At 42.4% G+C, this 24540-nt stretch carries 20 protein-coding genes; 9 read left to right on the top strand and 11 right to left on the bottom strand.

Annotated features, from left to right (window positions below; translation table 11 throughout):
* Positions 1-473: 473 nt before the first annotated feature.
* On the bottom strand, positions 474-1046 hold the full coding sequence (locus FTU46_RS13745) for a peptidylprolyl isomerase (RefSeq protein ID WP_180105188.1): 573 nt from the start codon (positions 1044-1046) through the stop codon (positions 474-476).
* Between the two features lie 103 nt (positions 1047-1149).
* Between FTU46_RS13745 and FTU46_RS13740 the strand changes: the two genes are divergently transcribed.
* Complete coding sequence (locus FTU46_RS13740; protein WP_180105187.1) at positions 1150-1821, top strand: acetoacetate decarboxylase family protein; 672 nt, start codon at positions 1150-1152, stop codon at positions 1819-1821.
* Positions 1822-1866: 45 nt separating this feature from the next.
* Here FTU46_RS13740 and FTU46_RS13735 read toward each other — a convergent pair whose 3' ends face one another.
* Positions 1867-2937, bottom strand: coding sequence for an alpha/beta hydrolase (locus tag FTU46_RS13735; protein WP_180105186.1), 1071 nt, complete (start codon positions 2935-2937; stop codon positions 1867-1869).
* A 213-nt stretch (positions 2938-3150) separates the two neighbouring features.
* Between FTU46_RS13735 and FTU46_RS13730 the strand changes: the two genes are divergently transcribed.
* The 6 genes from FTU46_RS13730 to FTU46_RS13705 all read left to right on the top strand — a co-directional run bounded on the left by FTU46_RS13730 (position 3151) and on the right by FTU46_RS13705 (position 9052).
* Positions 3151-3645, top strand: coding sequence for a hypothetical protein (locus FTU46_RS13730; RefSeq protein WP_180105185.1), 495 nt, complete (start codon positions 3151-3153; stop codon positions 3643-3645).
* A 722-nt stretch (positions 3646-4367) separates the two neighbouring features.
* Positions 4368-4916 carry a nucleotide exchange factor GrpE gene (grpE, locus tag FTU46_RS13725; protein WP_166138659.1) on the top strand — a complete coding sequence of 183 codons (549 nt, stop codon included), beginning with the start codon at positions 4368-4370 and terminating at the stop codon, positions 4914-4916.
* A gap of 118 nt (positions 4917-5034) precedes the next feature.
* Positions 5035-6975: a molecular chaperone DnaK gene (gene dnaK, locus FTU46_RS13720; protein ID WP_104426786.1), complete on the top strand. Its 1941-nt coding sequence runs from the start codon at positions 5035-5037 to the stop codon at positions 6973-6975.
* Between the two features lie 166 nt (positions 6976-7141).
* On the top strand, positions 7142-7537 hold the full coding sequence (locus tag FTU46_RS13715; protein WP_257218537.1) for a hypothetical protein: 396 nt from the start codon (positions 7142-7144) through the stop codon (positions 7535-7537).
* 120 nt (positions 7538-7657) lie between these two features.
* On the top strand, positions 7658-8563 hold the full coding sequence (locus FTU46_RS13710; protein WP_180105184.1) for a matrixin family metalloprotease: 906 nt from the start codon (positions 7658-7660) through the stop codon (positions 8561-8563).
* 111 nt (positions 8564-8674) lie between these two features.
* Positions 8675-9052, top strand: a complete 378-nt coding sequence (locus FTU46_RS13705) for a hypothetical protein (RefSeq protein WP_162835342.1) — start codon at positions 8675-8677, stop codon at positions 9050-9052.
* 60 nt (positions 9053-9112) lie between these two features.
* On the opposite strand, the gene erpA is transcribed toward FTU46_RS13705, so the two are convergent.
* The 4 genes from erpA to FTU46_RS13685 all read right to left on the bottom strand — a co-directional run bounded on the left by erpA (position 9113) and on the right by FTU46_RS13685 (position 13042).
* Positions 9113-9448: an iron-sulfur cluster insertion protein ErpA gene (gene erpA / locus FTU46_RS13700; protein ID WP_004780362.1), complete on the bottom strand. Its 336-nt coding sequence runs from the start codon at positions 9446-9448 to the stop codon at positions 9113-9115.
* Positions 9449-9564: 116 nt separating this feature from the next.
* Positions 9565-10578 (bottom strand): putative solute-binding protein, encoded by a 1014-nt coding sequence (locus FTU46_RS13695; protein WP_180105190.1) that lies wholly within the window; start codon positions 10576-10578, stop codon positions 9565-9567.
* 194 nt (positions 10579-10772) lie between these two features.
* Positions 10773-11783 (bottom strand): putative solute-binding protein, encoded by a 1011-nt coding sequence (locus FTU46_RS13690; protein ID WP_004780360.1) that lies wholly within the window; start codon positions 11781-11783, stop codon positions 10773-10775.
* A gap of 254 nt (positions 11784-12037) precedes the next feature.
* On the bottom strand, positions 12038-13042 hold the full coding sequence (locus FTU46_RS13685) for a putative solute-binding protein (protein ID WP_159124291.1): 1005 nt from the start codon (positions 13040-13042) through the stop codon (positions 12038-12040).
* A gap of 211 nt (positions 13043-13253) precedes the next feature.
* Between FTU46_RS13685 and FTU46_RS13680 the strand changes: the two genes are divergently transcribed.
* The gene (locus tag FTU46_RS13680) at positions 13254-15197 is read left to right on the top strand and encodes an ATP-binding cassette domain-containing protein (RefSeq protein WP_180105183.1); all 1944 of its coding nucleotides are present in this window, start codon (positions 13254-13256) and stop codon (positions 15195-15197) included.
* Positions 15198-15501: 304 nt separating this feature from the next.
* A complete protein-coding gene (locus tag FTU46_RS13675) occupies positions 15502-16665 on the top strand; it encodes a zinc-dependent alcohol dehydrogenase (RefSeq protein WP_159124281.1) in 1164 nt (387 codons plus the stop codon).
* A gap of 693 nt (positions 16666-17358) precedes the next feature.
* On the opposite strand, the gene FTU46_RS13670 is transcribed toward FTU46_RS13675, so the two are convergent.
* From FTU46_RS13670 to dnaA, 5 genes are all read right to left on the bottom strand, one after another.
* The gene (locus FTU46_RS13670) at positions 17359-17706 is read right to left on the bottom strand and encodes a hypothetical protein (protein WP_180012252.1); all 348 of its coding nucleotides are present in this window, start codon (positions 17704-17706) and stop codon (positions 17359-17361) included.
* A 191-nt stretch (positions 17707-17897) separates the two neighbouring features.
* Positions 17898-20363, bottom strand: a complete 2466-nt coding sequence (gene gyrB, locus FTU46_RS13665) for a DNA topoisomerase (ATP-hydrolyzing) subunit B (protein WP_166139278.1) — start codon at positions 20361-20363, stop codon at positions 17898-17900.
* Positions 20364-20417: 54 nt separating this feature from the next.
* Entirely contained in the window at positions 20418-21500 is a 1083-nt protein-coding gene (gene recF / locus FTU46_RS13660) for a DNA replication/repair protein RecF (RefSeq protein ID WP_179993059.1), read from the bottom strand.
* A 25-nt stretch (positions 21501-21525) separates the two neighbouring features.
* A complete protein-coding gene (gene dnaN, locus FTU46_RS13655; protein WP_159124285.1) occupies positions 21526-22674 on the bottom strand; it encodes a DNA polymerase III subunit beta in 1149 nt (382 codons plus the stop codon).
* Between the two features lie 109 nt (positions 22675-22783).
* Entirely contained in the window at positions 22784-24166 is a 1383-nt protein-coding gene (dnaA, locus tag FTU46_RS13650) for a chromosomal replication initiator protein DnaA (RefSeq protein ID WP_004780349.1), read from the bottom strand.
* Between the last annotated feature and the right edge of the window lie 374 nt (positions 24167-24540).

Genomic DNA, 24540 nt, shown 5'->3' with positions numbered 1-24540 from the left:
CAGCGTTCAATCTGAGCCATGATCAAACTCTTCAGTTAAAATCATTTCGAACTTTATAAGTAAAGTTCTTAAACTTGGCTCATCAATTTTCTGACTTAAATTTCGCTCAAATAAACTTCGAGTAATTTAAACCAATCAATCAATGAAAATAATTTCGATCAATCAACCAGTAAAAATCCACACAAGTTGTTCTTCATAATCTCTTAATGATCTTTCTAACACCTCGTCAGTGCTAGAAGCTGGACTTCAATAAACTTAACAACTCAGCAATCTGCTTCGTTCATTTCCGTCTATCTCGTCGGTATGAGCTCATTATAGGGCAATTTCCTACACAAGCAAGTGCTTTTAACGCACACTAATCATGACTGTTTCATTTTTATGCACCAAATTAGTTCATTTTCCTACCAATTGTTACATAAGTTCATAATATTCCAAAGAAAATATAAACAAAACATTTATGTTTTATTTTTCACTTACTTTTTCACGCTTGGTGCTTTAATGGTCACACTGTTGATTTTCACAGTTGTTTTCGGAACATCCTGATGCATGCCATAGTTCTGAGTAGGTACTTGAGCGATCTTATCGACTACTTCCATACCTTTTGTGACCCGGCCAAATACTGCATATCCAGCATTTCTTGGTGAACGATCCAGAAAACTGTTATCTACCAAGTTAATAAAGAACTGCGCTTTCGCCGAATTAGGGTCGTTGGTACGTGCCATGGCCAAAGTGCCACGTTTGTTTTGCAAACCATTATCTGATTCATTCTTGATTGAAGCTTTATTATTGGCTTTTTCCTGCATGTTGAGATCAAAGCCTCCGCCCTGAATCATGAAACCCGGAATGACCCGATGGAAAATGGTTCCTGTATAGAAGTTGCTTTTGACATATTCTTCAAAGTTTTTCACCGTAATCGGTGCTTTGTCATTAAAGAGTTCAATTTCGATATTACCGGATGAGGTCTTCATCTCGATCAGGGTATTGGCAGCAAAACTTGGCAAGCTAAATGCGATCAACGCGATAGCAGATAATGATTTTTTTAACATTTTTTAACTCATCTACTGATAAAGAAAGGTTGAGATTCACAACATATTAATCTTTCATGACTAATAATGCAGTGACCTGCCGACTAAAGACAAGAGAATAATAATGAGCCATGCATTACTACAGGAGAAAAGCGTCCATCAATTTCCGCCCTGGCATTTGCAGGGGGAGGGTTTTATTCTAAATTACTGGATTACCCCTCATTTCATTCGTGAATTTCAAAGTTTTCGGATTGCGCCATCTCCACTCGGCCGTGTCGTTCAGGTTCTATTAGTGCACTATCATCATTCTCCTGTGGGTCCTTATGATGAATTGCTCATTATGGATCATCCTTTAATTAGCAGACGGCGTCTTTCGACTATTCCGAAAATTTATGTCTCTACTCATGAATCTATTGTGCATGGTCAGCACTTGTGGGGTATTCCTAAAGAATATGCAGAGTTTGACTGGCAAGAACAGGGACAGGAAACGATTTGCCGCATTACTTATCGTGAGCAAAGCATGACGCTTCGTCTTAAAAAACCTAAATCTCCTCGTTCTTTCTATTTAAATAGTCATCATCTTCCAAGCTCCATGCTAAAAATCCGGCAAACCTGGAAATCCCAGCATTATCAGTTTAGCCCTCAATTCCGGGGTTATTTATCCAAGCTCATTCAAGCAGAGTGGCAAGATACTCAGGATATATTCCCGGATTTTTCTAAGGCTAAATATTTACAAAGCTTCTATGTGCCTAAATTTAATCTAGTCTTTCCAGAAGCCAAGATCCATAAAAAATAAAAAAGGTGTTTCACGTGAAACACCTTAATTACATCTATTTCTGAATCAGATTTTTTTATCCAGGAATTTACGGAAGTTCTTGCTGAGTTCGATGACCTGTTTTTTTGAGCGTTTATGAATTGGGGTCAGATTGATAAAACCGTGTGCCTGATCCGTATATTCCTGATAGTACACTCGCACCCCATTCTCACGTAACTTCAGTGCATAGATTGAACCCTCATCATGCAATACATCATGACGGGCAGTAATCACATAGGCAGGTGGCAGATCCTTCAGTTCACCATAGGTCGGTGAAATCAGCGGATCGTCCAGTTCGACCTGATGTGTTTCAGCATATAGCTTGGTCACCAGATCAATATCCTGAGCTGAAAGTACCAGGCCCTGATTGTATGCATAAAAAGAAGGATGGCGGCTTTTAAAATCGACAGCCGGGTAAAGCAATAACTGTGCACGAGGTGCATAGATTTTATCGGCACTCCGCTGCGCAACTACTGCCGCCAGATTTCCACCCGCACTATCCCCGGCCACTACAATCTGGTTTTTATAGATTTTCAACTGCTTAATGTTTTGGTGTACCCAAGCCAGAGCATCTTCACAAACCTGTACCATCTGCAAAGGACTGTATTCGGGCGTTAGCGGATAAGCCACGCTGAGTACCTGCACCTTGGCATGCACCGCCAATAAACGGCAAAACTCATCATGTGTATCCAAACCACCCACTATAAATGCACCACCATGATAGAAAATGACCATCGGCAATTTTTTCTGTGGTGCCGGATGATAATGTCGGGCAAAGATAGTGCCATTTTGCAATGGCAGACGCAGATCCTCGACTGCCTTGACCGGCGTCGGTTTCGCCTGAATAGCTTTCATGCGTTCATCAAACAGTTGACGTGATCGCACCGCATCTTCACTAATAAAACTCTGCTGTCCCTGTTTGATCTGAATCGCCATCAAGCATTTTATATAAGGATCCAAATCAGGATAGTCATAAGGATAATCCAATGCTTTTACCAGACGTTCTTGTGCAAAGCTCGGCAGGCAATCCAGCAAACGTGCTGCAGTGCCCTGCCCCTTATCCATTACAAATTTTGTGACCGGATTATTCGCACCCATGAGTTTTCATCCTTTTCCCATAATTCTTCATTTTTTCTACATGATTAGGATTTTAGTGACCATATTCTTATATAAGTCTTAATATCAATGTACATAGATTATCTGCCAAATACGCTAACCTGAATTTAATCAGATGTCATTAACAGTTTAAGTGAGATTTTTACAGCACTTTTGCGACTTTGATGTAGAAGTCTGTATACAAGGAGATAGCTTATGGCGATAAGAATAATAACGGTATCCTTAGCCACTGCATTTTTAGCCGTAGGCTGTGTGGCTTTTCCTGATGATGGTTATTATGACGGACGTTATGACCGTCGCGATCGAGGTTATGACTATCGCTATGATCAGGATCGTCGCTATGACCGGCAACGCTGGGAATACGAACAGCAGCGTAAGAGACTGGAACTGGAACGTCGCAAAAATATTCAGCAGCGTAACTGGGAACAGGAACGGCGTCGGCAAATAGAACTGGACCGTCGTAAAACTCAACTGGAACGACAACGTCTGGAACAGCAACGCAAAAATCTGAGTAACCAGCGTCAGAAACAGGCGCAGGCTGAAGGTAAACGTCGCCAGCAGCTGGAACAACGTAAAAAAGTGGCAGAACAGCAGCGTAAACGGGTTCAGCAAAACCGCTCCAATAATCCACGCTGGAATGATCAGCGACGTAAACAGGAACAGCAGCGACCACGTAATCGTCGTGATTAGGCAGAATATAAATAAAAAAAGAGGCCCTGATTTAGATCAGGGCTTTTTTTATGGACTCGGTTTTATGGTTTTGATCTCATTCCAGTTATTTTCTTTGAATAGAAGAAATGTTTTCACTCAGTATAGTCTTGATGAAGATGATCTCATTTTATAGGTCGAAAACCGTAGCAAATTTCAGGCAAAAAAAAGGCTTATCTAGAGAAAAGATAAGCCACGAAAACACATTTCTAAAAAGAGAAGAAACTACAGCGATAGAATCTGAAATGAATAATATAGCGTTGCTCATTTTTTGTGTAATACTTTATTGCTTAGTTATTAATCGCTTTTATGTCTAAAAAATAATCTGGACAAAAAAAGCCGGACCATGTGTGAGGGATCCGACTGGAAAAAACAGCTTAAAAAATAAGGCAACAGCAACCTGGTTCAGCTCTCTCCTCAGAACAAGGTCACTGTTAATGACGCTATGATGCACCGGTCTTAAAAATATTTAAAACAGATAAAAATTATTATTTCTATCTAAAAATACGATGCTACATTTATGAAAGTCATTAAATCCAAATAAATCCTAAAATTAATCTGTACTTGTGCTTGAATTTTTTGCCCCTGCCCCGATTTCTTTAAATAATTAAAAATTTCAATCATGGCAGTTCAGTATTAACGCAGTTAACTCTGACGCCCAAGGACTGTACATGTTTAAGAACCCATTTAAACGGAGTAAATCAATGGCAACTGAGCAGAACGAACAAGCTCAAGATCTTGAGCAAGAGCAAGCGACACAAGAGGTAGAGCAAACTCAAGCTGAACCTGAGCAAGTAGAAGTTACCGTTGAATCTTTACAAGAGCAGATTGCACAACTTGAAGGTGACTTAAAGTTAGAAAAAGCACGCACTGCCAATGCAGTTTACGAAGCACAAAAAAGTGTAGAACGTATTCAGCGTGAATCAGAAAAGCATAAAGACACTGTGCTGGAAAAGTTCTCTAAAGAGCTGCTAGATACAGTGGATAACCTGGAGCGCGCGATTGTTGCTGCAGGGGAAGAACAGGGCCCGTTACGTGAAGGCGTAGAACTGACCCTGAAAGCGTTGCTCAATACACTAGAGAAATTTGGTGTAGTCGCAGTTGATACCGCAAATGGTTTTAATGCTGAATTGCATCAGGCAGTCGGTATTGATCCAAATGCCAAATCTAATGAAATCGGTACAGTCTTGCAAAAAGGCTATGCCCTCAATGGTCGTTTATTACGTCCTGCAATGGTCATGGTTGGCGCTTAAGCTAAATAAATCGGGAGTTTGTGAAATTTTTTCTAAAAATTTACTTGAAAAAAATTGAACGGCTCTCATATCGGATAACAAGTGTAAATCACAAAAAAATTTTTGAGGAAACATCCAAATGGCTAAAATCATTGGTATTGACTTAGGTACTACAAACTCATGTGTTGCAGTACTTGAAGGCGACAAAGTTAAAGTTATCGAAAACGCTGAAGGCGCACGTACAACTCCATCTATTATTGCGTACAAAGATGGCGAGATCCTTGTTGGTCAATCAGCTAAACGCCAAGCGGTAACCAACCCTAAAAACACATTATTCGCGATCAAACGTCTGATCGGTCGTCGTTATGAAGACCAGGCGGTACAAAAAGATATCGGTCTGGTTCCTTACAAAATCCTGAAAGCTGACAATGGCGATGCTTGGGTTGAAGTAAACGACAAGAAACTTGCTCCACAACAGATCTCTGCAGAAGTTCTGAAAAAAATGAAGAAAACTGCAGAAGACTACCTGGGTGAAACAGTCACTGAAGCGGTGATTACTGTTCCTGCTTACTTCAACGATGCACAACGTCAAGCAACTAAGGATGCAGGTAAAATTGCAGGCCTAGAAGTTAAACGTATCATCAACGAACCAACTGCTGCGGCGCTTGCGTTCGGTATGGACAAGAAAGAAGGCGACCGTAAAGTTGCGGTATACGACTTGGGTGGTGGTACATTCGACGTTTCAATCATTGAAATTGCTGACCTTGATGGTGACCAGCAAATCGAAGTGTTATCAACTAATGGTGATACCTTCCTTGGTGGGGAAGACTTCGATAACGCATTGATCGACTACCTGGTTGAAGAGTTCAAGAAAGAACAAAACGTGAACTTGAAGAATGATCCACTTGCGTTACAACGTCTGAAAGAAGCAGCTGAAAAAGCAAAAATCGAGCTTTCTTCTTCTAACGCAACTGAAATCAACCTTCCATACATCACTGCAGATGCGACTGGTCCTAAACACTTAGTGATCAATGTAACTCGTGCAAAACTTGAAGGTTTAGTGGCTGATCTTGTAGCTCGTACCATCGAGCCTTGTAAGATTGCGCTGAAAGATGCAGGTCTTTCAACTTCTGACATCTCTGACGTAATCCTGGTAGGTGGTCAGTCTCGTATGCCACTTGTACAACAAAAAGTACAAGAATTCTTCGGTCGCGAGCCACGTAAAGACGTGAACCCGGACGAAGCAGTCGCAATGGGTGCTGCGATCCAAGGTGCAGTATTGTCTGGTGATAAAACTGACGTACTTCTTCTTGACGTAACTCCACTAACTCTTGGTATTGAAACCATGGGTGGCGTGTTGACTCCAATCATTGAGAAAAACACGACGATCCCTGCGAAAAAATCTCAAGTGTTCTCAACCGCTGCGGACAACCAGCCTGCTGTAGACATTTCAGTTTACCAAGGTGAACGTAAAATGGCTCAACAAAACAAATTGTTGGGTAACTTCCAATTAGGCGACATCCCACCTGCTCCACGTGGTGTGCCACAAATTGAAGTATCGTTCGACATCAACGCGGATGGTATCTTGAAAGTATCTGCGAAAGATAAGAGCACTGGTAAAGAGCAATCTATCCAGATCAAAGCAAACTCAGGTTTGTCTGATGCTGAAATCGAAGCAATGATCAAAGATGCTGAAGCAAATGCTGAAGAAGACCGTAAGTTTGAAGAGCTTGCAAAAGCACGTAACGAAGCGGATGCGCTAGTTTCTTCTGCTCAAAAAGCAGTAAAAGATCTTGGCGAACAAGTGACTGCTGACGAAAAAACTGCCATCGAAACTGCGGTTTCTGAGTTAGAAGCGTCTACGAAAGAAAATGATGTTGAAGCAATCAAAGCGAAAACTGAAGCATTGCAAAACATTATTATGCCGATCACCCAACGTGCTTATGAAGCAGCTCAAGGCCAAGGCGGTGCACAAGGTTTCGATCCTAATGCATTCCAAGGCGGCGAAGGCCAAGCTCAAAAAGCAGATGACGGCGTAGTTGATGCTGAATTCACTGAAGTAAAAGATGACAAAAAATAATTTGTCACTTTGAGAAAAAGACCGCATTTTATGCGGTCTTTTTTTTGTTCAATACATAGGCAATAGAATCTTTTTTAATTAAACTATAATGAAATAAATAACTTAAAAATAAAAACGTATGCAGAATTTTGTTAAGCTTTTTCTTCTGGCTTCCGGGCTTGCGATCATGCTGCTCTACCCGATGGGCAATCTGCTTCTGATCTTACCGCCGAATGTGGTACTCGCGCCTTTTAATTACCTGCAAACTTTCGGAATTGAAGCTTCTTTTTCCTTGGGTTTCCTGATTGCTATCATTGTATTACTGATCCTGGCTGTACCTCAGCGTTACCCTTCCGGAAAAGGTTTTATCATTCTAGCTATTGGATTGCTGAGCTATATTATTTTCCAGATCTTTAAATCTGAAATCACGCTGTATGCCTTTAATCACCAAACCAGACATTCCTATAACCTGAAATATTTAATTGAATTTATGATCTTCTTATTGAATGGTATAGGCCTTGGTTTTATCTATCATTCCAATATGCCAAGACAGGTTGAACAGTGGAAAGGTAAAAAATCATAATCTGACCTGAACAGAACCGTGCATAAGCACGGTTTTTTATTGCCACTTTTTATCGCTCTGACGCTAGGATTTTGCTGGTTTTTTAGCTACATTGAGCCAAACAATATTTAAAAAAACACTATGCGTCTTTTAAGCTTTCTGGGGATTGTCGTTTTCATTGTGTCACTGTTTTTGTATCTACAAACCAAGACCCATCCACAATTAAAATTTAATTCCCTGGCTGACCGTTTGACCCATCCTTTTGATACGCGCCTACGTTTCCGGATTGACCAAGTCGATCCCGGTTTTGGCTTGACCCGTGATGAGGTCATTCAATTAAGTCAGGAAGCGATTCAGATCTGGCATGAAGGAACCAGTCGCGATGATCTGATGGTTTATGATGAGAATGCTCAGCTGGCCATTCAACTGATTTATGATCAACGCCAACAGGACTATGAAGCCTTTAAAAAGGTCGAAAAAAAGTTACTTGCCGATGAAGCCAGATATCAGCGTGAAGTCAGCAATCTGCAAGTTTCACAGAAAAATCTGGAAGATCAGCAACAACGACTGATCCAGCAAAAAAGTCAGCTTGAGTTTGAATTTCAAACCCTATTGCAACGCCGTCAACAAGCCAGCTCATCTGCCGAGCGTGAACAGCTTCAGTATGAGATGGAAATGCTCAAGCCTAAACTGGAAAGCTTTAAGCGCGAATATGCCTATCTTCAGGAACAGCTATCTTCATTTAACCAGCAGGTTTCTGTTCATCAAAACAGTGTGCAAAGCCATCAGCGAAATATCCAGCAGGCCCAGCAGCGTTTTCCCCCACGCCAGTTTCATAAGGGTATTTTTATGGGAGATAAGATCCAGATTTACCAGTTTGATGCCAAAGATGATTTACGTTTAACTTTGGCACATGAGTTGGGCCATGCCTTGGGCCTCTATCATCATAATGATCCGGAAGCCTTGATGTATCCGGTATTGGGTGAACAGAATCTGCAAGATTTCAAACTGCGTCCGGCAGACAAGACCCTATTGTATACCCGATAACATTCAGGTTTTAATTCCCTATATTATTTATGTGTTTAGGCTAGTAAAAATACAACTTGGTTTCATTTCATGTTATTGTGAAGAACAGTAGGACGTCTTAGGCCAACTTTCTTGGAGATTCATGTGAGTTACTACCATATTTTAATTGAAGTAAATGACCACATTAGTACGATTGATGAAACCCGTGATATCGAGATCTTTGATATCGAGGATATTCAACCTTATCTTCATTCAATTTTGCTGCCTTATTTCAATGAACAGCTGATCGAGCTGGATGATGAAAATCTTGAATTTAAGGATATTTTGCATCTGCAAGTGAAACAGACTTTGTTACCGATCAATGACTTGATTGAGGAAGAACAGCGTCTGTTGCCGAGTGATACGGACATTACCATTACAGCCTACGAGATATTTAATAACCGCGAACTGAGTCAGGATGTCACTACAGTGATTTTTGACCTGCTTGAAGCGGTCAAACTGGAAAGCTAAGCTTTCTTCAGATATAAAAAAGTCCTCATATGAGGACTTTTTTATTCAACTTGATAGGTATTAGATCGAGAATGAAGATCCACAACCACAGGTCGTGGTCGCATTCGGGTTTTGTACCACAAAACGTGAACCTTCCAGACCTTCAACATAGTCAACCACTGAACCGACCAGATATTGATAGCTCAGAGAATCGACCAGCATTTTGACATCGCCATTGACGAATTCTGCATCATCTTCATTTTGGCTTTCCGCAAAGTTAAAGCCATAAGAGAAACCTGAACAACCGCCACCGGTGACATACACACGGAGCATTAAGTCTTGGTTACCTTCACTGTCACGCAACTGGCGTACTTTATTTGCGGCATTGTCGGTGAGCACAAGCGCTTGAGCATTCATGGCGGATTCCTCTGTTGAATGGAATGTCTTTAAAAAGAAAAGACCATATTTCAAGTATAACACACTCAATATATGGTCAGTCTGTACAGATTAAAAGTCAAATCAGAGTAATTTTATCAGGATTGTTTATAGTTCTCATCCTGTAATGCACATTCGAAGTTTTTCGGATTTTGCTTGCAGCGGAATTGCCAGAGTAACTTCATCATGCGTTTATCATAAATACCCCGTTTGGTCAGATCAATCCGCGAATCACGCATCAGCTTTTGGTAACCTGGCTTATCTGCTTCAGGAATATCCATCCAGTATTTAGAGGGAATATCTGCCTTCATTTTACCCAAAATTCCAAAAGCACGTGGTAACTGGCTTTTCACCCATTCACGTGATTTTTGTCCATATCCTGCCGGGAATTTATCTGGACGAATAATAATATTACCGGTGACCTGCAATACCGGATAATTCACAATAGCACCCTTGCTACCCAAACCTTTATGCAGTTCTAGCGGTTTAAATACAGCAGCCGGCGCGCCAATAATATCGACCTGACCATTGTTAAATTTAGAGCCAAAGTTGGTCACATCGGCGCTGACTGCCTGTGCACCCACTTGTTGAACCATGATTTTTTGTGCTTCGTCATAGTCAAGTACAGCAATTTTTTTACCTGCTGCTTTTGCAACAGTATTAATACTCCGGTCATTGACCATCAGGAAGGCATCGCCTACCGGAATTACCCCTGCGACTTCATACTTGCCTTGAACCATGAGCTTGGCAAAGGTCGGACTCGCCAGGCCTTGCATAACTTTTACCGCCAGGTTCAGATCAGGAATTGCACCAATCGCATCGAGTGAACCAGTAAAACGGTTGAACTGACGGCCACGCATACCAGTGACACTGATCCCGTCACATTTACCAGCTTTAAAATCTTCTGCGACGACGGCTTCATTGGTATTTACCCTGAGCTCGATATCAGCACCCCAGTTTTTTGCAGCCAGCTGATAGTCTTTCATTACAGCATAAACGTCACCATTTTTGCCGACCAGATCGAATACACATACCACCTGTTTAGCCTGAGCCAGACCTGAAACTGCCGCGAGTGTTGCACCTACAGCCAGGGCTTTCCATCCTCTCTGCATCATTTTGCTTTCCTTGATTGCCTTGTTTTTGTTATCTGCTTTAAGTGCTACATGTTATTGTTTTTTATACTAAACATGAAAGCATTATTTTTAATCAGCTTAACTGCTTTACCGTGATCTGCAATGGCAGATCTGACTTTGTTTAATATAAAAAAAGCTTAGATAAATCTAAGCTTTTTTCCTTAAAAATCAAATTATTCGCCAGAAAGTGAACATTCAAAGTTGGCCTTATCGACAGAGCAACGTGCACGTTTCAATACCGACATCATGCTGGCATCATAGATTCCACGCTTGGTCATATCCATACGTCCTTCACGTAATAACTTCTGGTACTTGGTTTTGTCTTCCGCGCTCAGATTCAGCTTATATTTCGCTGGAATACCGGCTTCCAGACGATTAATCATCGCCATGCTCTTAGGCAGATTTTTAATGAACCAGTCACGAGACTTCTGACCAAAACCAGCCGGGAATTTTTCCGGACGAATCACAAAGTCAGAGGTAACATGCAGTACCGGGAAGTTAAACATCGCACCACTATTGCCCAAACCTTTATAGATTTCGAGTGGCTTGTACGCATACGCCGGTGCGCCCACCATATCGACCTGACCATTATTAAACTTGGCCACGAAGTTGGATACATCAGACACTACAGCCTGAGCACCTACACGTTGAACCATGATTTTTTGCGCATCATCATAGCCAAGAACAGCAAACTTCTTGCCTGCCGCTTTTTCAATGGAGTTAATGTTTTTGTCACGTACAAAGATAAAAGCTGAACCTAATGGCGCAATCCCGGCCACCTCATATTTTTTACCGCCCATGGTCGTAACCATTTTAGCGGCATTACGCTTATCCAAAGCGAAGCTAATCGCACGCTGTGCAATGGCATTACTTGGAGCACCACCTAAGGCATCGATTGAACCGGCAAACTTGTTATATTGACGGGCACGCATGGCGGTCATGAATACGCCATCACATTTGCCAGCCTTAAAGTCATTGTCAGCGACGGCTTCATCCTGACGAGCGATCAGATTAATATCTGCGCCCCAGCCTTTTGCTGCCAGTGCCCATTCCTGAGCCATCTGGAAAGACTCGCCAGATTTACCAAGTAGGTCAAACACACAGATATCGACCTTTTCTGCATGTGCCACACCTGCAAAACCAAATGCAGAAAATGCAGCCAATGATAAGAGTGTTTTTTTCATTTTAGTTATCCTTTGAAATCTTGTTGTTAGCTGAGTGTCCGTACACGCGTCAAATATTAAGCAAATTTATTTCAAAAAAATAGAGCATTTACTCCAGATAAAAGCGGCTTTTTGGCCTATAAAGATAAATCAGTTTTTCTTGATTTCTTTTATCTTATTTTTTTATAAATATATCAGCATCTTAATATTTTAGCTTAGCTACTTTGAATTACATTTCATTTGCTGTAGTTACAAAGATATACATGATTTTAAAACTATTCACCACTAATTGAGCATTCGAAATTGGTTCTTTCCACAGTACAGCGTGCCCGTTTTAATACCGTCATCATGCCAGCATCATAGATGCCCTGTTTGGTTAAATCCATACGCCCTTCACGCAGAATTTTCTGATAACTGACCTGTTCCTCACGACTCAGGTTCAGAACATATTTACGCGGGATTTCTGCTTCCATCCGTTTTACCATCGCGAAGCTGCGTGGTAACTGCTTAACAAACCATTGTCGGGAATTGGCTGCAAACTGTTCCGGAAATTTATCCGGTCGAATAATCAGATCTGCCGTGACATTGACCACCGGAAAGTTAATCATGGCTCCTTTTTGGCCCAGCCCTTTAGTCACTTCGAGAGGTTTAAAGGCATAAGCGGGCGCTGCCACAATATCCACTTCACCCTGATTAAATTTACGGATGAAATTAGAAATTTCCGAATTCACCGGTACGGCTTCTACCCGGTTCACCATAATCGTTTGGGCATAGTCATAATGTAGAACCGCAAACTTCTTGCCTTTAATATGTTCCAACTTATTCATATTACGATCACGGACAAAGATATAAGCAGGACCAATCTGGCCAATACCGGCTACTTCAAATTTTTCCTTGCCGATCTGGGTGGTCATCCGTTTGGTATTACGTTTATCCAGCACATAACTCACCGCTTTCATGGCAATATCATTATTAGGAACGCCGCCAATCGCATCAATCGAACCGGCAAATTTGTTATAAGCTCGCGCGCGCATGGATGTCATATAGAAGCCATCGCATTTTCCGGCTTTGGCATCCTGATCGACTTTGGCTTCGTCCTGATAAGCAATCAATTGAACCGTAGCCCCCCACTGCTTGCTGGCTAATGCCCATTCTTCCAGCAGTTTGAAGGATTCACCCGATTTCCCCAGTAAATCAAATACACAGACATTGACTGGGGCAGCATGTGCACTCGAAGCCCATAGGCCCAGTGCAGATAAAATTAAAAATCCTTTTTTCATTTTTATTCTACTCAATATTATTATGAACCTTGATGGCTCTATCTTTCGGTTTTTAAACAAAATAGAGTATTTACTCAAAACATAGTTCATCATATATGAATCTATAAATTTTTAAAGCCTGAACAGGATAAACTGCAACGAAGATTTTTTGTTTTCTTCCGGCTTTCCATTAGAATAGCGGCATTCTCTTTTGCCCTTGTTAGTAAGTTCAATGATTCAGTTAGACCAAGTTTCGTTACGCCGTGGTGGGCGAGTGTTATTTCAAAAAGCCTCCATGCAGCTTCATCCCGGCTGGAAAATTGGTTTAACCGGCGTGAATGGCGCAGGAAAATCTACCCTGTTTGCGGCTCTTTTAGGTAAGCTGAGTGCAGATGAAGGTTCGCTGACTCGTCCATCCGTTTGGACCGTAGCGCATATGGCTCAGGAAATTAAAGCCTTGGATATGCCAGCCATTGATTTTGTTCTGTCAGGCGATGAAGAGTATTGGGATATACAGGCTAAATTAGCGCATCCGGAACAGCTGTCCGATGCAGAATTGGCACAGCTACATGGCCGTTTTGACGAGATTCATGGCTATTCTGCTCCATCTAAAGCAGCACAGTTGATGGCTGGTTTAGGCTTTATGGATCATCAGATCCGTCTGGATGTTTCCAGCTTTTCAGGCGGTTGGCGGATGCGTCTGAATCTGGCCCGTACCCTGATGAGCCGTTCAGATCTGTTATTACTGGATGAACCAACCAACCACTTGGATCTGGATGCAATTTTGTGGCTCGAAGACTGGTTAAAGGCGTATGAAGGCACTTTGGTGCTGATCTCGCATGACCGTGATTTTCTGGATGCCGTGACGGATCATATTCTGCATATTGAGAATCAGGAACTCACCCTCTATACCGGTAATTATTCAACTTTTGAAGTAACTCGTAGTGAACGTCTGGCGCAACAACAACAGGCCTTTGAGAAACAGCAGGAAGCCCGGGCACATCTACAAAAATTTATTGACCGTTTTAAAGCCAAAGCGACCAAAGCACGTCAGGCCCAAAGTCGGATTAAAATGCTGGAGCGCATGCAGGATCTCGTCCCTGCTCATGTCGATACACCTTTTACCTTCAGTTTCCGTGAACCGACCAAAATGAGTTCACCACTTCTGGCCTTGGAACAGGCGGAAATTGGTTATGGCGATAAATCGATTGCCAGCAAAATTAACCTGCAAATTACTCCAAATTCACGTATCGGTTTACTGGGAATGAATGGTGCAGGTAAATCAACCCTGATCAAAACCTTAGTCGGAGATCTGCCCTTATTAAATGGTCAACGTAAGGCCTCAGAATTACTCAATATCGGTTATTTTGCTCAGCACCAGATGGATGCTTTGGATGCTAATGCTAGCCCAATGCTGCAACTGGCACGCATCGCCGATCCAAAAATCAGTGAAGCTTCTTTACGTTCTTTTCTCGGCAGTTTCGGTTTTAGCGGTGAGCGCATGGATACCCCATGTGAGAGTTTCTCTGGGGGGGAACGTGCCCGTTTGGCTTTGGCTTTAATTGTTTGGCAGCGTCCAAATGTACTGATTCTCGATGAACCGACGAACCATCTGGATCTGGATATGCGCCATGCCCTGACTATGGCTTTGCAGGATTTTGAAGGTGCGGTGGTACTGGTCTCGCATGAACGTCAATTGATTGCGACAGTATGTGATGAATTGTTGTTAGTACATGCCGGACATTGTACTGAATTTGAGGGCGATCTGCAGGACTATGCCAAATGGTTACGTGAAGCGCGTCAACAGCAGATCAATGCGCAGAATGCCTTGGCCAAAGCACAGGTAGTAGAAACAGAAGCTAAACCTGTGGTGGTAGCCAAAGTAGATAAAGAAGCACAGCGTAAACTGGCTGCTCAGCGTCGTGAGCAGACTCGCCCGATTCGCAAGAATATTGAAAAATGTGAAGCGCAAATCGACAAGTTACAACCGCGTCTGGCAGAAATTGAAGAATTGCTGGCAGATAGCGCTTTATATGAAGCTGCACGTAAAGATGACTTGCTGAAACTTATGAACGAGCAAACTGAACTGAAACAGAAACTAGAAACTGCCGAAGAGCAAATGCTAGAACTGATGATGGAGCTAGAAAGTTTGGAGCAATCTTTTCAGGAAGGTTAAGTTTTAAACCTTGATTCAAATCTTAGAGATTAGCTGCAACTGGAGCTAATCTCTTTTTTATACTTTTTATATATTGCTCTCTCCATCTTTTCCCTGATTTTTTTATCGAAACCGTTTTTTGACATATTTTGTAGTGAATTACGCAAATCCTATATAAGTTTATTTTTTAAACACTCGGATGTCTTATTTCATACATTAATTTACAGCGATTTCTTTGCCCATAAGGCTCTAATAAAAGTGTTTTTTATTTTTGGCAGCCTTGATACGAGTCTGTTTAATGTTGAACTAGAGAGAGGAAATCCGCATGCGTGCTCTTACCTATCATGGTGCTCGGGATGTACGAGTTGAATCCGTTCCAGATCCAGTGATTCAGGAACCAGATGACGTCATTTTAAGGGTGACAGCGACTGCCATCTGTGGCTCAGATCTGCATCTATACCGGGGTAAAATCCCGGCCACTGAAGATGGCGATATTTTCGGCCATGAATTTATGGGAATTGTAGAAGAAGTCGGCCCTGAAGTCACAGAAGTCAAAAAAGGCGACCGGGTAATTATTCCTTTCGTGATTGCATGTGGTCACTGTTTTTTCTGTGAACATGAACTGATGGCTGCCTGTGAAAATACCAATACTGGCCGTGGTGCAATTATCAATAAGAAACAAATTCCACCAGGTGCGGCTCTGTTTGGTTATAGCCATTTATATGGCGGTGTACCAGGCGGACAGGCTGAATATGTTCGTGTGCCTAAAGGTAATGTGGGCCCATTTAAAGTGCCAGGATCATTACCGGATGAAAAAGTCCTGTTTCTGACTGATATCTTGCCTACTGCATGGCAGGCTGTAACCAATGCCCAGGTCACTCGCGGCTCCAGTGTTGCGATTTATGGTGCTGGTCCAGTTGGTTTACTGTCGGCTGCCTGCGCACGTATGCTGGGTGCCGAACAGATCTTTATGGTCGATCACCACCCTTACCGTCTGCGTTTCGCCCATCAAACTTATGGTGCAATTCCAGTGAATTTTGATGAAGTCGATGCAGCTGAATATATTATTCAGAATACTGCCGGTCATCGTGGTGTTGATGCTGTCATTGATGCGATTGGTTTCGAGGCCAAAGGCAGTCTGCTTGAAACTGTGATGACGAATCTAAAAATTGAAGGTTCGAGCGGCTTTGCCCTACGTCAATGTATCGCCGCAGTACGCCGTGGTGGTGTGGTGAGTGTGCCAGGCGTATATGCTGGTCCAATTCATGGCTTCCTGTTTGGTGATGCCTTCGATAAAGGCTTGACCTTTAAAATGGGTCAAACACATGTACATAAATTCTTGCCACAATTACTTGAATATGTAGAAAATGGCCAGCTGTCTCCAGAAGTGATTATTACCCATCGCATGAAACTGGAAGAAGCTGCTGAAGGCTATCGTATTTTCGATAAACGTGAAGAAGACTGCCGCAAGATTATTCTGACCCCATAAATACAATCATTAAAAAATAGAAAGCGCCGTTAGGCGCTTTTTCTATTTTTGATCACCATTTTATAAACCATACTTTTTCTATTTTCAGTTTTAAAAGCTCAGATCTATTGTCTGTTTATCAGATGAACTGGCACTAGGTCACGTGATGACCCAGCTTAAAAAAACTAAGCTATAGAAGTAAAAGTTGGAAAAATCTATAAGCCTATGATTCAGTAATAAAAAATTGAAAGTTCACTTGATTATTAAATTAATTGTGTAGTTTCACTACAGTGAAGATTTTTATAATTAAAATATGTTCCACGCTGATTGTTAATTAAATCTACAATATCAATATAAACCATTAATTTTTAAGTTATTTATATAATTTACCATTAAAAACAGATAAAAACTCACCTGAACTGGTTGCCGTTAAAGAACATAGAAGATATGGCTCCAACTAGTCTTTTAAATTCAAAAACCCATTTTAAATTTAAAAACACTTATCCACAAGATAGAGAAATTAAATTTAAATTTAAAAAAATGAGAGATAAGAAAGACAATATAACTTGTGGATAAATACTATCTTATTCACATAAAAAATATGGATAACTTTGCAGTTATCCACACGATTGATCAAGGTTTAAGTAAGATTTAAAACAACACTATTCAAATATTTTTAAAAAATTTCGAAGTAACTTAATAAATCATTGAAATTCAGGATTTCAAAAATCTAAGTTCTAGAATTTTCCATTCATCCTCTAGCTTCCAGATCTCCTGAAGACGCTGTTTATTATTTTCCAGTCCAATCAAGATCCGGCATTCGGTCTGATCTTCATTGTACTCGTATTCTTCATATTCTATGTCTGGCTTCAGCGGTTTCCATACGCCATTTTGTACCGCATGAGCGATCCGGTCATAACGCAGATAACTTCCTTCTACGCGGCCTTCCTGTTCAAAAACCACCTGAAAGTCCTGATGTTCATAGTGGCGCAGCACATCATAGTCGCCACTGTAGAATGCATTTGCCCAGATCTCACGTATTTCTTCAAGCTGGCTATCCATGGATAAACCTCTTTATAAATAAGACTTGATTCTACTGAACTAGGTTTTTTAAGACCTAGCATTAGCAGATCATTGGTCTAAAAACTGCTTAGATTAAAATTATTCTAAACAGTTCATCTGGCATTAATAGAAAATTTACGTAAAAAAAGCGCCTTAAAAGGCGCTTTTTCGTTTCGATTTATTCCGATGGATCAGGTATCAATATCGGCATTCAAGGCATTTTCTTCAATGAAGGCACGACGTGGTTCCACATCATCCCCCATCAAACAAGAGAACATGCGGTCTGCTTCAATTGCATCCTGCACCGTCACTTGTAGCATGTTACGGTTTTCCGGATCCATCGTAGTTTCCCACAACTGGTCCGCGTTCATCTCACCCAGACCTTTATAACGCTGGATCATCATGCCGCGGCGAGAGTCTTGCAGAATGTGCTGCCAAACCTGATGGAAACTGCTGACCTGAATCTTGCGCTCACCTTTCTGTAAATAAGCACCCTCTTCAAGCAGCGTGAACCAGCTTTTCGAATTTTTCAGTAAACGTGCATATTCACTTGAGCTGAGCAGGCTAGCATCTAGCAGGTAATGATGCGGCAGGTTATGCACATAAATTGTAATCCGTGGTAACCAGCTTTCTACGATCTGGCCATCAACATCTTTTTCAAAACGTTCCAGACTCAATTCAGGACGTAAACTTGGCTGGATTTTTTCAATCGCTGCACGCAGGTCTTCACCCCAGGTTTCCACATAAGCTTTATCTTCCAGCTGATCCAGCTTGAATGCTTCCAGTGAAATCAACGCATCCAGCAAGCTTGCAGGATAACGTACAGTTAAACGTGCCAGACTCTTTTGTGAAGTTTGATAATCGGTAATCACATTGGCCAGAGCTTCCCCACGAATCGCAGGGGCATCAGCACTGATATGCAGTTCCAGCTCATCAATCGCATTCGAAATCAGGTAAGTTTCCAGTGCATCATTGTCCTTGATGTACTGTTCCTGTTTGCCTTTTTTCAGCTTGTACAGCGGCGGCTGTGCAATATAGATATGACCACGTTCCACCAGTTCCGGCATTTGACGGAAGAAGAAAGTCAGCAGCAATGTACGAATGTGTGAACCATCCACGTCAGCATCGGTCATGATGATGATTTTGTGATAACGCAGCTTGTCCGGGTTATATTCTTCACGACCAATACCACAGCCGAGTGCCGTAATCAGCGTACCCACTTCTGCAGAAGAAATCATACGGTCAAAACGGGCACGTTCCACGTTCAGGATCTTACCTTTTAGCGGCAGAATTGCCTGCATCTTACGGTTACGGCCCTGTTTTGCAGAACCGCCCGCAGAGTCACCTTCGACCAGGTACAGTTCAGATAAAGCTGGATCTTTCTCTTGACAATCCGCCAGTTTACCTGGAAGACCGGCGATATCGAGCGCACTCTTACGACGGGTCATTTCACGTGCTTTACGCGCCGCATCACGGGCACGCGCTGCATCAATGATCTTGCCAGCGATTGATTTAGCCGCCTGTGGATTCTCTAACAGATATTCAGAGAAGGCCTTGTTCATGGCCTGCTCGACGGCAGATTTCACTTCACTCGACACCAGTTTTTCTTTGGTTTGTGAAGAGAATTTCGGATCAGGCACTTTTACTGACACAATGGCAGTCAGACCTTCACGCGCATCATCACCTGAAACCACAACTTTTTCTTTTTTCAGGATATTTTCACTGTCCATGTAGTTATTTAAACCACGGGTCAGTGCTGCACGGAAACCGGCTAAGTGAGTACCGCCATCTTTTTGCGGGATGTTGTTGGTAAAGCAGCGTACATTTTCCTGATAAGAATCATTCCATTGCAGAGCAACTTCTACACCAATGCCATTTTCCGCCTGAGTGGTGAAATGGAAAATGTCATTCAGGTGGGTTTTACCTTGGTTAATGTACTTAACAAACTCAGCCAAACCGCCTTCATAGTCAAAAATGTATTCGGCATTGATACGTTCGTCACGTAATACGATTCGTACACCTGCATTCAGGAAGGACAGTTCACGTAAACGACGTGCCAGAATATCGACATTAAAAATGGTCTGGCTAAAGGTTTCAGCACTTGGCCAGAAACGCACGCGAGTACCGGTCTTATCGGTCTCACCTACTACTTTTAACGGGAATTGTGGGTCACCATGACGGTATTCCTGTTCATGGATTTTACCGGCACGATGAATAGTTAATTCCAGTTTTTCTGACAACGCATTTACTACGGATACACCTACACCGTGCAGACCGCCAGAAACTTTATAGCTGTTATCATCAAACTTACCGCCAGCATGCAGAATGGTTAGAATCACTTCTGCAGCAGACACGCCTTCTTCAGGGTGAATGTCGGTCGGAATACCACGGCCATTGTCTGATACTGAAACTGATTCATCTTCATGAATAGTCACTAAAATTTCATCACAGTGACCTGCCAGCGCCTCATCAATCGAGTTATCTACGACCTCGAAGACCATGTGGTGTAAGCCGGTACCATCGTCTGTATCACCAATGTACATGCCTGGACGCTTACGTACTGCGTCTAAACCACGTAATACCTTGATGCTAGAGGAATCATAAGCTTTTTCAGTGGTTTGTTCTGTTTGAGAAGCAGCTTGATCTTCTGAACTCATGGTTTCTCCCTAGTGAAATATAGGTTTATCCAAAGATAGGTAAAAATTTAAAAACTATTGCACAACAACTTGAACTGTACCGTTTTCAACATTGAATAACTGATATGAGATAGACAGATCATGTAGGTGCTTTTGTACTGATTCATGGTCTAAAGTGGTAATAAAAACTTGACTACCAAGCTGGCTCAATCGCTCAATTAAACGTTGTTGTGCGGTTAAATCTAATTCTGCTGTCACATCATCTAATAATACCACAGTTTCCTTATTACAAGAATGCAGCATTGCGATTTGCGACAGTTTAAGTGCCATCATTAAAAGCTTTTTTTGTCCACGGGACAGGATCACATCAGCATCCCCCAAAGGGGTCTTGATACGCAAATCTGCGCGATGTGGACCATATTCGGTATAGCGTCGTTCCACATCTTTATCATGATGATTGGTCAGGTCATTCAGCAGGCCGTTTTCGCTGTGAAAGCCAGGGCTGTATTCCAGAGAAATCTCCAGATCAGGCAGTAGATGCTTGAGATCATCCTCAAAAAATGGCTTCCACTGTTCCACGATGCCGACACGCTGGGAGTGCAAAATCTCGCCATACTCACTCAGCATCTGGTTCCACGGTTCCAGATCAGACAAACTTAGAAAACGTTTGGATTTAAGCAGGCTGTTCCGCTGTTTTAAGGCTCGTGAATAATATTGCCAGGCATGATAAAACTCTGGTTCCACGTGGAACATTAACCAGTCCAATAACTGACGACGTGGTTTGGCGCCATGATCGATAATATCGGTACTTTGTGGATCAAGCAGTTGTAAGGGCAACATTTTAGCAAGCTGGCCTTGAGTCGCAATCGCATCACCATTGACCTTAATCAGCTGTTCCCCGCTGGCCATTTTTTGCATGCCGACTTTTTCAGTTTCCGATTGGGCGAACACAATCGCATCCGAGGCACCATGCTGAATGTAATTTTTCGGGATATGGGTACGAAAGGAACGCCCTGTGGCCAGTAAATGAATAGCTTCCAGTACTGAAGTCTTGCCTGAACCATTCTGGCCATAAAAAACATTAAACGGTTGCAATCCCTGGAGTGCAACCGTTTTTAAATTTCGTACACGTTCAATATGAAGACGCGTAATATGCATAGCGTTGGCTTAGCTCAGCTGTCGCTTAGACACGCATTGGCATCACGACATAGGTCTGATCGGTATGAGACGGATCCTGAACCAGCACAGACTGATTCGCTTCAGTCATGGTCATCGATACATCTTCACCGTCCAGTACCCCTAGCACTTCAATCAGGTATTGCGCATTGAATGACATTTCCAGTGGTGCATCTGCATACTGGATCGCCAGATCTTCAATCGCCTCATCCTGTTCCGGGTTATTGGCACGAAGTTGTAATGAACCGGCATTAAAGTTCAGGAATACGCCACGCAGTTTTTCATTACTCAAAATAGCCACGCGTTGTAAAGATTGCTTAAACACGTCATGCGCAATAATCACATTCTTGTCGCCACCACGTGGAATCACACGGCGGTAGTCCGGGAATTTACCGTCAATCAGTTTCGTAGTGAAACGAACTGTGATATCGGTCTGTTCTTTATCACGGCTGGCCATGCGAATGGTCACATTCAATAATTCACGACCAATCAGCAGAGAAAGCTGCTCATCTTCAACGCTTAATAAACGTTGCAATTCAGCGACTGCCTTACGTGGAACAATGGCTTGAATCGGTTGAGTTGCAGTCGATTGTGCTGCTGTTTCACACAGTGCCAGACGGTGACCATCTGTTGTTACCGCACGAAGCTGATTGGCATCAATTTCAAGTAAAGTACCGGTCAGGTAGAAACGTACGTCCTGCACAGCCATTGCGAAAGCCGTTTTTTCAAACAGACGCTTTAATTCGCGCTGAGTCACAGTCACTTGTGTACCTTGGGTATTTTCAGTATTCAGTAATGGATAGTCATCCGCAGGCAAAGTACCGAGCACAAAACGACTATTTCCAGATTTCAAGATACAACGCTGGTCATCAGTAATTTGCAGGTCGATCAGGGCTGCCGATGGCAAAGATTTACAGATATCAATCAGCTTACGTGCTGGAACAGTGGTTTCACCGGCTTGCAGACATGCACCTTCAGCCAATTGTGTGCTGGCAACCAGTTCCACTTCCAGATCCGAACCAGTGACGGTCAAAGCTTCAGCAGTCACCTGGATTTTCAGGTTTGAAAGAATATTTAAGGTATGGCGACGTTCAACCGCTCCTACGACATGTGAGAGAACATTCAGTAAGCTTTCTTTCGCGATTTTTAAACGCACGGTACATTCCTCTAAAGCTGAAGATTAATAAGATAAAAGTTGAATTTTTAGCAGTTAACTATGCGACAAAACAGGCCGCATAGCAAGAACAGAATTTGAGCGTTTTAGGTCAACTCTGCAACAGGCGTTGCAGGTTTTTATAGTCCTCATTGAAGATCGGATCTTCTTCACGCAAGCTCTGTACTTTTTCGCAGGCATGCATGACTGTACTGTGATCTCGACCACCAAAAGCCATACCAATTTCCGGGAAACTGTCTCCAGTCAGTTCACGTGCCAGACCCATTGCAAGCTGACGTGGACGGGCATAAATACGGGTACGTTTTGGACCTACCAGCTCTTTAAGCGGAATGCGAAAATACTCACTCACTACACGCTGGATATTTTCAGTGCTAATGGTCCGGGCACGAATTGCGAGGACATCTTTCAAAGACTCACGTACCACATCCAGATCAATCGGCGTTCCTTTAAAACGCGAGATCGCCACCACTTTATTAAGCGCACCTTCAAGTTCACGGACGTTCGCTACCACTTGTTGGGCGATAAATAGCGCACAGTTACGTGGTAAGTCTACACCAGTGTTTTCAGCTTTTTTCAGCAAGATTTCAATGCGAGTTTCAATATCGGGTGGTTCCACACCCACAGAAAGTCCCCAGGAAAAACGTGAAACCAGACGTGGATCAAGTTCGGTCAATTCTTTAGGATAACGATCCGAGGTGAGAATAATTTGCTTCGATTCATCCAGCAACGCGTTAAAGGTATAGAAGAACTCCACCAGACTGGCTTCTTTACCTGCCAGCAAATGAATATCATCAACCAGCAAAAGATCCAGTGAACGGCAGTTTTTCTTAAACTCTTCAACCTTGCCCTGTTGTAGGGAACTGACAAAATCCTGCACAAAGCTTTCCGCAGTCATATACATTACGCGGGCATTCGGCTTGGCCTGCAATAAAGCATTACCAACGGCTTGCATCAAGTGGGTTTTACCCAGACCAGTCGGACCATATAAAAATAGCGGGTTATGCTGTGAAGCCCCAAGTTGGGTTAACACCTTACGACAGGTTTCAGCCGCCATCTGGTTAGAACGGCCTTCAACAAATAACGAGAAGGTAAATAAAGGGTTCAGCTGACGTTTACGGCTATTTTTGCCTGAATCTTCTTTTTCTTTCTTAGGACGCGGCGCTGGCGCAACCACAGGTGCAGATTCCAAAGCCGCTGTTGTCGTCGCTGGCTGTTCACTGGCAGATAAAATTGCACCTGGACGTGAATCCACCAGAATTTCAACTTTACGTACGCGACCTTCAGACAGCTGTTCGGCCAAAATCGAAATCAGTTCCAGATGATGCTCTTGAATGTAGCGCGTCCAATACGGATTAGGTGCATAAAGACGCAGGGTATCGTCCAGCTCTTCTGCAACCAACGGGCGAATCCACATTGTAAAGACATTTCCAGAGAGCTCTTGTCGCAAGCGATTTAAGCAGTCTGTCCAAAGCATGTGAATCCCCTATTCATTCCATTGTTAATCAAAAAGGCTGACCGCGACCAAAGCGGGTCGCCATTCTAACCAAGTTATCCACATCTGTCATGGCAATTTCCACAGATTTTGCGCAAAAAGCAGTCATGGTGGATAAATTTAAATTTAAAAAGCTGGTGTGGATAAGTTTATCCGCAAGCTGTGGATAAAATATAGCACAAAGTTATCCACAAAGTATAAAATTAATAAAAACAGTTTTATCCACAAACTAAGTTTTTGTTTATTTAATATAAAATTAGCTTTTCCACAGAAAAAGTCCATCCTAATAGTAATAAATTTAAATTTATAAATTTGAATTTATTTATAAGATTCGGTTCTTTTGTGGATAACTAAGA

It is taken from the genome of Acinetobacter sp. YH12108, assembly GCF_013419055.1.
In the GTDB taxonomy this organism is placed as follows: Bacteria; Pseudomonadota; Gammaproteobacteria; order Pseudomonadales; family Moraxellaceae; genus Acinetobacter.
Note: the sequence above shows the minus strand (reverse complement) of the source record. Positions and strands in the feature narration are given on the sequence as shown.

Coding starts and splice junctions, on each gene's coding strand:
- gyrB (WP_166139278.1), bottom strand. CDS start 20,363: ATGAGTTCAGAAGATCAAGCTGCTTCTCAAACAGAACAAACCACTGAA.
- FTU46_RS13735 (WP_180105186.1), bottom strand. CDS start 2,937: ATGGGTGCGAATAATCCGGTCACAAAATTTGTAATGGATAAGGGGCAG.
- FTU46_RS13710 (WP_180105184.1), top strand. CDS start 7,658: ATGCGTCTTTTAAGCTTTCTGGGGATTGTCGTTTTCATTGTGTCACTG.
- FTU46_RS13730 (WP_180105185.1), top strand. CDS start 3,151: ATGGCGATAAGAATAATAACGGTATCCTTAGCCACTGCATTTTTAGCC.
- FTU46_RS13670 (WP_180012252.1), bottom strand. CDS start 17,706: ATGGATAGCCAGCTTGAAGAAATACGTGAGATCTGGGCAAATGCATTC.
- FTU46_RS13715 (WP_257218537.1), top strand. CDS start 7,142: ATGCTGCTCTACCCGATGGGCAATCTGCTTCTGATCTTACCGCCGAAT.
- dnaK (WP_104426786.1), top strand. CDS start 5,035: ATGGCTAAAATCATTGGTATTGACTTAGGTACTACAAACTCATGTGTT.
- FTU46_RS13695 (WP_180105190.1), bottom strand. CDS start 10,578: ATGCAGAGAGGATGGAAAGCCCTGGCTGTAGGTGCAACACTCGCGGCA.
- FTU46_RS13745 (WP_180105188.1), bottom strand. CDS start 1,046: ATGTTAAAAAAATCATTATCTGCTATCGCGTTGATCGCATTTAGCTTG.
- FTU46_RS13690 (WP_004780360.1), bottom strand. CDS start 11,783: ATGAAAAAAACACTCTTATCATTGGCTGCATTTTCTGCATTTGGTTTT.
- grpE (WP_166138659.1), top strand. CDS start 4,368: ATGGCAACTGAGCAGAACGAACAAGCTCAAGATCTTGAGCAAGAGCAA.
- erpA (WP_004780362.1), bottom strand. CDS start 9,448: ATGAATGCTCAAGCGCTTGTGCTCACCGACAATGCCGCAAATAAAGTA.
- dnaA (WP_004780349.1), bottom strand. CDS start 24,166: ATGCTTTGGACAGACTGCTTAAATCGCTTGCGACAAGAGCTCTCTGGA.
- FTU46_RS13685 (WP_159124291.1), bottom strand. CDS start 13,042: ATGAAAAAAGGATTTTTAATTTTATCTGCACTGGGCCTATGGGCTTCG.
- FTU46_RS13675 (WP_159124281.1), top strand. CDS start 15,502: ATGCGTGCTCTTACCTATCATGGTGCTCGGGATGTACGAGTTGAATCC.
- FTU46_RS13680 (WP_180105183.1), top strand. CDS start 13,254: ATGATTCAGTTAGACCAAGTTTCGTTACGCCGTGGTGGGCGAGTGTTA.
- recF (WP_179993059.1), bottom strand. CDS start 21,500: ATGCATATTACGCGTCTTCATATTGAACGTGTACGAAATTTAAAAACG.
- FTU46_RS13740 (WP_180105187.1), top strand. CDS start 1,150: ATGAGCCATGCATTACTACAGGAGAAAAGCGTCCATCAATTTCCGCCC.